The sequence below is a fragment of the Pseudoselenomonas ruminantium genome (genome assembly GCF_900113715.1).
Taxonomy (GTDB): Bacteria; Bacillota; Negativicutes; order Selenomonadales; family Selenomonadaceae; genus Selenomonas_A; species Selenomonas_A caprae.
Map to the genome: position 1 here is coordinate 37,786 of NZ_FOQK01000024.1, position 12,295 is coordinate 50,080.

The window sequence follows — 12,295 nt, forward strand, 5'->3', positions numbered from 1 at the left end:
GGTCAGAGGTGTTGGCATGGAACCTCTCCGGTATAGCCGCTAAACTGCAGACGGAAGGCCCAGACTATGTATATCTAAAGGCTTTCTTGCAGGAACTGGCGGATAACGGCATCGTTTATGAACTACAGGATAAACAGATAAGGTCATTACCTGCAATCAGAGAGTCGTGGCTGGATTTATAGCTGAAATTTTGGAATGGCACAGAAAAATGAATTGGAAGAAGTTTTGAACTGCTGATGATTTTGCCTGGTACTGATTTCTAAGGAGAACAGTATCGGGCATTTTTTTATTTTGCGGCAGGCGTTTGGCCATATCTATCCATTCTAGAGCATAGGCAAGGATAGAGAACAGGATTTTAGCTGATTTTATCGAATAATGGAAATAAGTATAAACAAAAACGCAAAATAAGGATTATGTTCGCTCATAGCGAACAGTATAGTATATAGCTGAGAAAGAAAAATAGGGTAGTAATCAGAATATGAGAGAGAATGTAATGGGAAAATTGTTTGCAAACTTACAGCGCATCGGCAGGGCGTTGATGCTGCCGATTATGGTACTTCCAGCTGCGGCCCTGTTGCTTCGGTTCGGTGCGCCGGATGTCCTTGATATCCCCTTTGTCACCAGGGCCGGTGGCGCAGTCTTTGATAACCTTGCGCTGCTCTTCTCCATCGGTATTGCCGTGGGACTTGCCAAGGACAGCAATGGCGCGGCAGGCCTTGCGGGCTGCATCGGCTATCTCATCCTGACCTCGGCACTCACGGCCCTTGATGCGACTCTTAACATGAGTGTGTTTGCTGGTATCATCAGCGGCATAGAGGGAGGCATTTTGTATAACCGCTTTCATACCGTAAAATTGCCGGAGTTTTTGGGGGCGTTTTCCGGCAGCAGGTTTGTGCCTATTGTGACGGCGGGTGTATCCATCCTGCTTGCGGCGATTTTCGGCGTTATCTGGGGGCCGTGTCAGGAGGTTATCCGTACTGTCGGCGAATGGATTGCCGGTGCCGGGGTATTCGGCACGTTTACCTACGGTGTATTGAATCGGCTGCTCATTCCCGTGGGGCTTCATCATATCATCGGCAGCTATATCGGGTATATGTTCGGCGAATACATCAACCCGGTTTCAGGGGTGGTGGTGACGGGTGATATCAATCGCTTCTTTGCCGGAGATCCTACGGCGGGAATGTTCATGGCGGGCTTTTACCCCATGATGATGTTCGGCCTGCCGGCGGTGGCTCTTGCCATGTATCACGCAGCCAAGCCAGAAAACCGTCCAAAGATTGGCGGCATGCTCGCCTCGGTGGCCTTCACCTCCTTTTTGACCGGGATTACTGAGCCAATTGAATTTTTGTTTATGTTCGTGGCTCCTTCTCTCTATGTCATACATGCCCTGCTTACAGGCCTGTCCCTGGCAGTCACCTACTCGCTGGGAGTACTGGATGCAGGGGCATTTTCGCCGGGCTTTATAGATTATGTCCTTAGCTGGGGCCTGGCTACGAAGCCTTGGCTGATTATCCCCATCGGGATTGGTATTGGTGCAGTGTATTATGTGGTTTTCAGTTGGATGATTCGCCACTTTGATATACCTACTGTCGGACGCTATGATGAAGGCATAGAAGCAAATGTTGACGCTGAAAAGCGCAGTGACTTCTCAAAGCAAATTCTTGCCGCTCTCGGAGGAACTGCCAATTTGGCAGAAGTGTCCAACTGCATAACACGGCTGCGCATTGTAGTAAGTGACAGTGCAAAAGTTGACCAGCAGGCACTGAAATCTATACCGGGAGTAAAAGGAGTCATTAGCAAGGACAAGGCCGTGCAGGTGGTTATCGGCTTGCAAGCAGAGCACATTGCAAATGAAATCAAGGAGGAAATAAAAAGATGAAAAGTTTTTTGCCAGCAAGGAAGAAGATTGGTCAGAATGTAAGGACTAACTGCATTTTGAAATATCGGCAGCTTTAACGGAAATCCTATATCCGAATAATAAAGGCATTTCCCAAAATCAGGAAGGATTAAGAGAATGAGAATAGGAAAAAATAGGATTTTTGCAAGCGCGGTGGCAGCAGGCCTGTTTGTAGTCAGCAGTCATGGCTATGCAGCCAGTCTGACCCAGGCACCGGAACCTGTGGCAGGTGCCTATGTGGATATGTATCGGCAGTCGGTCCCGAAAGGAACACCAGCTGCCGGTAATCCCGTGGGAAGGATTTTATTGCATTTCCTTGATTATTGGCAGCCAGGAGAAAATGGGCAGCCGGGAAAAGAACTGGCTCCAAAAGTTCTGCAATATGATTTGGCATGCATACGCTGGTTCAGCAGCCATCGCACAGCGGAACAGGAGCAAGAGGATGTGTATTATGCCCATAATCCAACGGATTCGGTTAGAGTGAAGGGGCTTGGAAGTGATGAAGCGGCTTACCAGGCTGCCGGTGAAAAGGTGGCACATATTGCGCAGCTGGGCGAGTTGATGGCGAAGTTTGATACGGAAGGATTGGCTCGGACGAAGATGGCTTTCCGTTATCCGCGGCCTTTCCGCCTGGATGATTGCATACTACTGAATCCGCAATTGGCAGAAAATGCGAGAGCGCACAAACCGGAAACGGATTTTGGCTTTTCGAGTGGTCATACCTTCCGGGGCTATATGGCGGCTTTGGGCTATGCCTACGTATTTCCTGAACGCTATCAGGCTTTTCTGAAGGTGGCATCGGATATTGGCTTCAGCCGCAACCGGGCGGGGATGCATAACTGTCTGGATGTTATGGGCGGTCGAATGGTAGGGACGGCAACTGCGGCAGCCATGTTCTGTGATCCGGAAAACCGCCAACTGTTACTGGAGGCGCGGACTGAAGGAGATGTGTTTCTGTGGTCACTGGAGAACAAAAATAAAACGGTCGTGACTGATGCGGACGAACGCGCTTATGAGGAGCGTCTGACCTACGGATTCGCACCAGTGGGAGCTGTAAATCAGCCCATGCGGGTGCCGAAAGGCGCCGAGGTTCTGCTTGAGACACGTTTCCCGTATCTTTCAGCGGAGGCGCGGCGGTTAGTGCTGGCAACTACCGGCCTGCCTTCCGGTTACCCGTTGCTCGATGATGAAGAAGGCTGGGGGCGGCTTAACCTTTGGCGGGCAGCCGATGGCTTTGGAGCACTGCCGTCCGATGTTCGGGTTACGATGAGGGCTGAAAATCAGGGTTTTTCTGCGCGCGATTGCTGGCGCAATGATATCCATGGCGAGGGACAGTTGGTCAAAGCCGGTGATGGTGTGCTGGTACTGTCCGGAGCTAATAGCTATACGGGGGGCACCCGGATTGAAGGTGGCTCCATCTGGGCAGAAAACCGTACAGCGCTGGGAGCTGGCAAGGCCGAGGTTTCGGCAGGCAAATTATATGAGAACACGGAAGGTCCGTTAGAACTAGCTGGTCTGCATATGGAGAAGAAAAGCGAGTTGGTATTAACTGTCCGTAAGCCGGCAGATATCGTTTGCATAAATGGAGCGGCAAAATTCACCGGTACATTGCTGGTAAAACTCGCAGCTGACTGGAAACCACAGACACAGCCGTTGATTCAATGTAACGATTCGCATAGGGGAGATTTTGTCCAGGTAAGACTGGAAGGCGTACCTGACGGGGTGAAGGTGCGGACGTTATGGCAGGGTAAACAGTTCTTGCTTAAAGTGGATTAAGTTTTTTAGAGGAAAGGAACTTCTGTCGCTTTATGCGTACTGTGGCGAAGGGATGTACATAATGAGAAAACATTGTTTGTGTATGTTGTTTATCATCGTATGTTTCTTGCTAGGTCAGAGTACCTTGGCAATCGGTGCTGCCGTTATTCCCGGGGATGCTCGGTCAGAGGAATATTTGCCACTGCTCGCAGGCAAGCGGGTGGCGTTATTTTGTAACCATACAGCCAAAATCGGCGAAGAACATCTTTTAGATTTGCTCTTGAAGGATGGCCAGCAGGTGACAGCCCTTTTTTCTCCGGAGCATGGAATCCGCGGGGATATTCCGGCGGGGGATTCCGTAGATAGTAGTACGGATTCAAAAACAGGGATTCCTATCCTGTCGCTTTACAATGGAGACACCGTTATCCCCGCTGAGAAAGATATGTCAAAATTCGATGTGCTGGTCATTGATATTCAGGATGTGGGGCTGAGATATTACACTTATTATATAACCGTCTGCGATCTCATTGAGGCTTGCTCTATTTATGATAAAGCGGTCATTTTGCTGGATAGGCCGAATCCCAATGGGCATTATGTAGAGGGGCCGTTGCTGGATATGAGCCTGAGAAGTCATGTCGGACGGCTCCCTATACCCACGGTACATGGTATGACATTGGGGGAACTTATGAACATGGCTATCGGCGAAGGTTGGCTGAACCTTAGCAATAAGCTAAAATTTACTGTGATTCCCTGCCTGAACTATAATCACCGGACAGCTTACACGCTGCCGGTGCCGCCATCCCCGAACCTTCCCAATATGAAGTCCATCTATCTCTACGCCTCACTTTGTCCCTTCGAGGGCACGACGGTAAGTGTCGGGCGGGGGACGGAGCATCCCTTCCAGTGTTTCGGTGCTCCGGAACTGCAGGGGAAATACGGCTATAGCTTTACGCCCACCAGCATTAAAGCAGCACATTCTCCCTTACGGGAGGGAGAAGTCTGTTACGGTGTAGATTTCAGTCAGGAAAACGAGCTGAAATTGCGGGCGAAAGGTATGGATCTATCCTATGTGGTGGAGGCATATAAAATCTTCCACAGGCAGGGAGCGGGAGAAAAGTTTTTTATGAAATTTAATTCCAAGAGGTTTGGCAGAGAGATGGTGTATTTTGATTTGCTCATGGGCCAAACCTATGTACGGGAGGCTATTATGGCCGGAAAGAGTGCCCAGGAAATCAGTGCTATGTGGCAGGACGATGTAAAGCGTTTCAAGGAACAGCGGCGTCCCTATCTATTGTACGCCGAATAAAATCATCCCCACTTTTTTTATGTGGTTCGACCATTCCATGCTGCCCCCAAACAGCGCAATCAGCCTTGGATTGTAGCCAAACTGCAGAAATAACGAGGTTGTCAAGAAAATGGTATTGGCAAAGAAAAGGCGCGGGTTTTGGCGCATTGCATAGAGGAGTTGGGGGTAAATATTATCCGCCATGGCTTTAACGATGGCAAGCCTCACGCTATAGATGTACGTATTTTAGCCAAAGAGAAGGAAATCATTCTGCGGATAAGGGATGATTGCCGCCCCTTTAACCCTGTCAATTATTACAGAATATATGAACATGAGATGACAATTGGGAAAAAAATATAGGCCTCCGCATGGTCATAAAGATGACCAAAAGCATCAAATATGTGAGCACAATGGGAACAAATAATCTGGTTATAAAGATTTAGCAGAATCTTTATTTGAAAACGATTGTAATTTACTAATAAATATGTTGCTATGCATTTACGAGAAAAATCCTGCTAACATAAAAAAGCAGGATTAAAGTCATAAATAGCGAAGTATACCAACAGGTGATTTATATAACAAGTCGTTAAAAGGCAAGGAGGATATTGGCATGCAAAAGAAGATTATGATGGCGGCAACTATTGCAGCTTTGAGCTTTAGCTTTAGCTTTGGTGGTATGGCGCAGGCAGCGGTTAGTAAGGCGCCGCAGACAGCTGTGCAAAAAGCGGTACCAGGTCAGGATTCGAGTGAAGATAAAAAGCTGGCTTCGCAGCGTTTTGTCAGTTCAAAACTCATTCAGTCAAAACTTGACTATCAGATTTGCCTGCCGCGCTGGTATGATTCCGGAAAAAGCTATCCGCTGATTATTGTCATCAATGATGTGAATGGGGAAACCGACGGCAAGGCTTTACTGAAACAGCCGGATGGTGTCAGCGCCTGGGTGGATGAACTGGAAAGGAAGCAGCAGTATGCTATCGTTCTGACGGTTCAATCAACGAAAGACTTTGAGGCGCGTGTCGGTCGTCTTTCTAATACTGAGGGTATGAATATTCTGCGCTCATTGCTGCAGGATGTGCGTCAGAACTATGCGGTCAACAAGAATGCCATTTATGGCATTGGCGAGAATAGAGGGGCCTGGGCCATACAGCTTATTAGCGAGGAGCTGCCCGGCTATTTCAAAGCAACCTATCTCGATGAAAAGACCGCCGACGGGAAAGCAGATAACAAAGCTATTCATGACTGGTTGATGAAAGAAATGGCAGCACAAGCCAAATAAGCAAACAAGTCGCTGAATTAACGGGCTGTATGTCCGTTTAGTTCAGCGGTTTTACTTTGCCATCATGAGATTTTTCGGTTCACAAAAGGAAATGTCTTAAATTTATCGAACTTATATAGATACACACTTTTTTATAGTGAACATATTGGGATATTGGTTGAACAGGGAATAAAAAGATGAAAAAGAAAAATTTCAAGTCGGAGGGGAAACTGGCATATTATATAGCCGCTGCTTTGCTTACGTCGGTATGCTTGGGGGTAAATGCGCCTGCTTATGCGGCCGAGGCTGATTTCCAGACAGATGAGTATAAAGCCAGCAATGGGCTGGAGCTTATCAACGCCGCCACGGCGTACAACAAGGGTTATAGCGGCAAGGGAATTACTCTTGGCGTATGCGATTCACCGACAAATTTTGCCCATCCGGAATTTTCTTCGAAAAATCTTGCCCGGATGATTCGGGATTCCTGGATGGTCGGGGGAAAGCCGGGCGTATATGATTGGGACGTCTTAAGACATGGCACCCATGTAGCGGGCATTGTGGGAGCGAGCAAGAACGGTGTTAGCATGCATGGCGTAGCTTATAATGCCGACCTGGTCGGTGTGCCTGCAGGATATGACCTGACGGCAAGAGGGTCCACAGACTTCAGCGATCCTTTTGCGCCCTTCTACGCAAGAGATAATGTCAAAGTCATCAACAATTCCTGGACAGATCCGGTGTATTTTGATGAAGTCCTTAGCGGGAGTGTACCCGAAATGCTAAATAACGCCAACAGTTTAGATGATTTTTCAGAAAAATTCATGGCCTATTTAGCGGAGTTTGACACGAGTCATAGTAAGCAGGTAGCGGCTTTAGGGGATGCTACTGCACGTGGCAAGCTGCTCGTTTTTGCCGCGGGCAATGCAGGCCATCCCACACCGTCAATTCAGTCAATGTCTGGCTGGTTTTATGATGCTGCGCAAACGAACTTAATCAATGTCACGGCGCTCAACAATAATTTTGACAACTATAGTAATGGGATTTTTTACAGAAACGGCATGACGCGTCAGGCTGATGGTACCATAAGCGGCAATTGGCTGATGACCTTTTTCTCTGACGGCGCGAAATATGCGGAAGAATATACCTTAGCGGCACCGGGCAGTAATATTTTGTCCACCAATGCCAACTTTGCCGCCGAGCCAGTAAAATACATATATGATTCGGGCACCAGTATGGCGGCACCCTTTGTAACGGGAACTGCAGGCCTGGTGCAGGAAGCCTTTCCCTACATGAGTGGCAAGGAAATTGCCGATACGCTGCTGTCCACTGCCAACAATAATATTACGGTGAATAAAGGTTATTTCGTGACGCGTCAGAATGATAACGGTAGGTTAAACTACAATGTATTTTACTTTGACGGCAACCCTCGCACCGCCGAACAGATTCAAAGCGATATTAACGCCTATTATGCTGATGACTTGCCCTATGGATATACCCAGCCTGACTATGCGCCGATTGCTTATTACAACGTGCCGTTACAGGCCTTTATCGGTCAGGGCGTGGTAGATGCGGGCAAAGCGGTAAACGGGCCTGGGGCGCTCAATGCCCGGCGGCTTGCGCCTACGGATGTTACGGATGCTTATTCTGCCGACAACAGCCGCACTGTTATGTACCCCATTGATACGAAAGGTTATGATTCCACCTGGTCAAATGACATCAAAGAAATCAAGGTGGGCAAGATTGTCGCTGACAGTACGGAGGCAGACTTGAGGGAACGTTACAATTACTATAATACCAATTGGATTTCCAATGATAACGCACCTTCAGGAGCTGCGCTATTAACCAAATTGTATGTGGAAGCGTATAACACCAATGTGGAAAATAGCGGTATGGAGGGACTGCATGTCGGTCTTATTAAAAGCGGCGCGGGGCGTTTGTCTCTGACCGGGAACAACACTTACGCAGGGGCGAGCGTGGCCAAAGGGGGAATACTTTCCATTGACGGCTCGGTGGCAGGTGATGCTTACAGTGTAGATAACGGCACCATTGCCGGGCGCGGCACTATCGGCGGCACGCTGTACAACCGTAATATCGCCGGAGCTGGGGACGCTACGGGCACTGGTAATCTCACCATGAAAAATCTCGTCAGCACGGGAACGCTCGTTTCTCATGTGACGGTTGGCGAAAGCCCTCGCTTTATCGTGCAGGATACGGCAGACATAACGGGCAGCAAGGTGCTGCTAAATAACGCGCTCCCCGGTGAGAATCGTGAGGTACTGACGGCGGGAACGGTGCAGGGAAATGTTACCAACACGGCTGATAAACCGCAGGCAACTACGGGGATGCTTAGTACCTACGCCCAAGCGGCGGGCAATACATTGACGGCAACGGCGATTGCTGCCAATAATCTTGGAAATGTTGACGGACAGCAGACCGAAACCTATCAGGCCATGAACCGCGTGTATCAAAATTTGCCTGATGCCCGGCGCGAAGAAATGCGAGCTCTTTATAACTTAGCGTCTGACAGCGCCAAAGAGGCCCTGACGGATATCGGTTCATCAAGGGCAGGTGAAACTCTCAGCGTCGTGCAGACGAATACGCTGGTTTCCCATGTCATTTCTGACAGGTTGAATACGGCTTTTTCCATGGAGCCGGTCAACGTGCGTATCCGCGGCAATAACCTGGCTGACGGTGGCCGGGACAATGGTATAGATGTACCGGTGAAACTGCCCGTTGCTACCGAAAATGGGGCATGGGTAAAATTCATCAAAAACTGGGGCGACCTAAAAGGTGGGGCAAATTACCACGGCAGCGCCATTTCCGGCGGTTATGACAAAGCCTTCGGGAAAAATACGCGCGGTGGTCTGTTTGTGGCGTACAATACGCTGAATCTGGGCAAAGATACATCAGCTTCAAATATCTACGACACCCGTATTGGTATTTATGGCGGTTATCACAAGGGCGCAAGAGATGCTTACTGGTATGCTGATTACGGCTGGCAGCGGAACAGCCTGCGCCGTGGACTGTCTCATTTGGGAATAGAGACGATGGCCGATTATCGCAGCTATATTGCCGAAATCGGCGGCGAATATAAATATGACCTGCATGCCGAAGATGGCAAGATTTGGCATGTCAGCCCCTACGTCAATACGCAGCTTTCGTATATGCGGCAGGATGGTTACAATGAGCAGGGGGCAGGCGTATTCAATCAGCAGGTTTCCGCTAAAAGCAATATTTATTTTGCCATGGGGATGGGCGTAGAGTGGAAACGCTATTTGGGTGCGGGCAGCTACTCTATGCGTCTGGGGGTAAAACATGCTTTTAGCGGTGCTGACCCGAATCTGAAGTTCAACTACGAAGGCGACAATGGACGCAGTTATACACTTAACAACAATCAGGATAAGACGCATGTCATTTTGGGCATATCTGGCGAAACTGAATTTACCAAAGGCTGGCAGGCTGGCGGCGATATCAGGCTGCAAAAAGGGGCACATGATAAAGATTTAGCTGCCAGCATTATGTTACGCCGTGTTTGGTAATCAAATCGAAGAAATGGATGCGCAAACGTTCACGAACTATGGTGACGTTTGAAGAAATATGAACAAGAACATGAAATGAGGTGAGTTGAATCGTTGAAAAGAATATTTATGCTCGTATTGGCTGCCCTTTTATTGCCCTGGTGCTCTGCTCAGGCGGGAGGCAGGATACTGTTTATTCCTCATGATGACAGGCCGATTTCCTATCATCAGACAGTAGAAGTGGTGGAGGCAGCCGGTTATGAGCTGGTGTTGCCGCCCAAGGAGCTTTTGAGTAATGCTACCAACATGGGGCATCCGCAGGAACTATGGCAATGGCTGCGGGAAAATGCACCCAAAGCAAAGTCGGCTATAATAGCGTCGGATTCTATGCTTTATGGGGGGCTGATACCTTCGCGAAAGCACGAGGTCAGTCAGGCAGAGATTACTGAACGCTTGGAGAATTTTAAACGGCTGCGGCAGGATAATCCCCAGCTGCGTATCTATGTCTTTGATTCGCTTATGCGCACACCGTATCAGGGGTGGGCAGGCAATATCGAGGAGCCTGCTTATTATGAGCAGTACGGTGCGGCTATCTTTCAGTACACCAGTCTGCTGGACAAGAGGGAGATAGCTAAGCTTTCCGTTGCAGAAAAAAGGAATCTGCAGGCATATGAAAAAGCTATCCCGCAGGAGTGTCAAAAGGATTGGTTTGGCAGACGAGCAAAAAATCTGGCTGCTACCAAAGCGTTGATGGATATGGCGGTATTGGGGACTATCGACTATCTGATCTTGGGAAGAGATGACAATGCCCCTTTGTGTCAAACGCATCGGGAAAATCGGGAGATTTTGGCTTATGCAGAGCAGAAGAATTTGCCCAAGAGCAAATTTCAATCCATGCCGGGGATTGATGAATTCAACATTTTGCTTCTGAATCGGGCCATCAATGATATGACGTGGAATATTCCCTTTGTTTGTGTTCGCTATTCGCCGGGCAAGGGCGGGGATACCGTTCCAGATTTTTCCGATGAGAAGATTTCCAAATCGGTAGAAGCAGCGCTGAATATTGCCGGGGGGCTGCAGGTGAGAACTCCCAAGCGGGCAGACCTGCTGCTGCTTGTCAATACGGAGGAAAAAGGCAGAACCATTGAAACCCATAACGGCTTACCTACGGAGGCGGATTTTGTGCCGGATTTGAAGGCGGATAAAGGTACAGAAGCTTTCGCCAAAATGGTTGAAGATGCTGTAAATGCCGGCTATCCTGTGGGGGTGGCGGACATAAAGTATGCCAACGGCGCAGACAATGCCCTGGTGAATATTTTGGAACAAAAGAAGCTGCTGTTCAAGCTCAAGACATATTCCGGCTGGAACACGGCCACCAATTCAACGGGCTTTGCGCTGGGCACGGGGATGCTGGCGGGGAAAATGACCAACGCTGCCAAGGATTACCTGCTGGCGGTGCGCTATCTGGATGATTGGGCGTATCAGGCCAATGTGCGCGCACATGTGGGCACGGAACTGGTGAGAACTTTCGGCAGTTACAAGTATTACTACAATCTGGATGACAAGCTCGCTTTTGCGGAAAAGCGCAACACGGAGCTTATGCGGGATTTTGCCAGAAAACATATGCCCAATATTTCTGCAGATTTTACCGTCAAGAACCCATGGCTTAGGATGTTCGAATGTGATGTGGTCTTTCGATAAACAAACGAAAAAGCCGCTGAATTGACGGGGTGTGTGCCCAGTTAATCCAGTGGCTTTTTCGAGGTCATTCGGTTTTATCAGCGGACAAAAACATTGCGGCAGATAGCATCGCCGAGGGTTTCTTCCCAGATGTAGTTGTTGCTGAATTTACCAGCACTGCGTGTGTCTTCGTCCTCTTCAATGGCTTCGCCGTTCATGATGTAGACAAAGCCATCTTTGGTGTTCGGACGGATGGCCAGCATGGAGAGCAGACCGAAAGCTTCACCGGTGTGTCCTACCAGGTCGATTTCCGTATCTTTACAGAAGCGGGCTGTGCTTTTGCCGTCCATCTGGTAAATGCCCAAACCATAGGAGAGAATCGTGCCGCCATAGTTGTTGCCGTTCTTGATTTTGTCGTCATAAATCCATTCGCGCCCAAGCATGGTCTTAACCGAAGCCGGAGAGAGAATCTGTTTGCCCTTGTAGCTGCCATCATTAAGCAGCATGGAAAGCGCATGGGAAAGCTCCTCACAGGAAATCCGCAGGCCGCCTGCCGGGGAAAATACCGTAGCATTGGTGCCGGGAACATAATCCTTCAGACTGTAGGTGTCCTGGAAATTTTCGGCATAAGGATTCTGCAGGGCAACCGTATCTTTTTTCGGCTGTCCCTGGGGATAGCCATCCTGCGTAGCGCGCCAGGGACCATTTTCATTCCAGACGCCGGCAGCATCTTTTTTCTGGTAAACTGCACCGAGTTTCTTGAATTCCTTCTGGCTGAAATTACTGGGCAGATAGTCCGCTTTTATATCCAGCTGTTTTAAGATATGGCTCTTTTGATACTGGTCAAAGCGTTCGCCTGTAACTTTTTCGATGATGGTTCCTAAAAGGCCATAATTCAGATTACTGTA

The 12,295-nt window shown here is 48.8% G+C and carries 8 protein-coding genes; 7 read left to right on the forward strand and 1 reads right to left on the reverse strand.

The genetic code is table 11. The features are described from left to right. Nucleotides 1-493: 493 nt before the first annotated feature. From BM181_RS11795 to BM181_RS11825, 7 genes are all read left to right on the forward strand, one after another. Entirely contained in the window at nt 494-1,879 is a 1,386-nt protein-coding gene (locus tag BM181_RS11795; RefSeq protein ID WP_075445184.1) for a PTS transporter subunit EIIC, read from the forward strand. Nucleotides 1,880-2,014: 135 nt separating this feature from the next. After that, complete coding sequence (locus BM181_RS11800; RefSeq protein WP_075445186.1) at nt 2,015-3,673, forward strand: phosphatase PAP2 family protein; 1,659 nt, start codon at nt 2,015-2,017, stop codon at nt 3,671-3,673. 61 nt (nt 3,674-3,734) lie between these two features. Beyond that, nucleotides 3,735-4,958: an exo-beta-N-acetylmuramidase NamZ family protein gene (locus tag BM181_RS11805; RefSeq protein WP_075445206.1), complete on the forward strand. Its 1,224-nt coding sequence runs from the start codon at nt 3,735-3,737 to the stop codon at nt 4,956-4,958. Between the two features lie 114 nt (nt 4,959-5,072). Next, nucleotides 5,073-5,297 carry a hypothetical protein gene (locus BM181_RS15795; protein WP_371263041.1) on the forward strand — a complete coding sequence of 75 codons (225 nt, stop codon included), beginning with the start codon at nt 5,073-5,075 and terminating at the stop codon, nt 5,295-5,297. Nucleotides 5,298-5,547: 250 nt separating this feature from the next. Beyond that, nucleotides 5,548-6,213: a hypothetical protein gene (locus tag BM181_RS11815; protein WP_075445190.1), complete on the forward strand. Its 666-nt coding sequence runs from the start codon at nt 5,548-5,550 to the stop codon at nt 6,211-6,213. Nucleotides 6,214-6,389: 176 nt separating this feature from the next. Then, nucleotides 6,390-9,728 (forward strand): S8 family serine peptidase, encoded by a 3,339-nt coding sequence (locus tag BM181_RS11820; protein WP_075445192.1) that lies wholly within the window; start codon nt 6,390-6,392, stop codon nt 9,726-9,728. A gap of 93 nt (nt 9,729-9,821) precedes the next feature. Further along, a complete protein-coding gene (locus BM181_RS11825; protein WP_256211376.1) occupies nt 9,822-11,408 on the forward strand; it encodes a DUF4127 family protein in 1,587 nt (528 codons plus the stop codon). A gap of 77 nt (nt 11,409-11,485) precedes the next feature. Here the strand turns inward: BM181_RS11825 and BM181_RS11830 are convergent. Continuing rightward, the coding region (locus tag BM181_RS11830) for a serine hydrolase domain-containing protein (protein ID WP_143092186.1) at nt 11,486-12,295 on the reverse strand (810 nt) is incomplete at its 5' end.